Here is a 457-nt window from a genome sequence, read left to right as displayed (position 1 = left end):
GGTGACCGGCGCCACCGAGGCCGGCGCCTTCGCCGTGACCAACGCCGCCCAGGTCGGGCTGCCGTTCCCGCCCGGCCTGAGGACGCTGTCGGTCGAAGCCTATATCGGCCGCGCCGGCGGGGGACTGGACCTCGGCTCGGGCCTCGCCGTGTCGGGACGCGCGGGGTTGCGGGTGCCGCGCCAGGGCAGCGTCCGCGGCGTGCTCACCGCCGACATCGCCCCGGATGGCAGGCTCACCATGGAGCGGCTCCGGATCGACGACCGGATCGCGCCCGATCGCCTGCAGTCGCCGGACGCGCCGCGGTTCGAGCGGGAGCGCGACCGCCTCGACCTGCAGAAGCTGCCCGACCTGCCCGAATTGCCCCGCGACGTCCCCGGACGCCTCGGCGCCGAGCCCGGCAACCGGCAGAGCCCGTTCGGGGGGCTCGGCGGCTCCCCGGGCCCGACGATCGACACC

Annotated in this window: 1 pseudogene; it reads left to right on the top strand. The window is 76.8% G+C overall.

Annotated features, from left to right (window positions below):
* Nucleotides 1–457: pseudogene (locus tag FV228_RS32595) on the top strand (hypothetical protein); the annotation flags it as partial.

It is taken from the genome of Methylobacterium sp. WL18, from assembly GCF_008040015.1.
Taxonomy (GTDB): domain Bacteria; phylum Pseudomonadota; class Alphaproteobacteria; order Rhizobiales; family Beijerinckiaceae; genus Methylobacterium; species Methylobacterium mesophilicum.
This window is presented reverse-complemented; position numbering and strand designations above follow the sequence as displayed.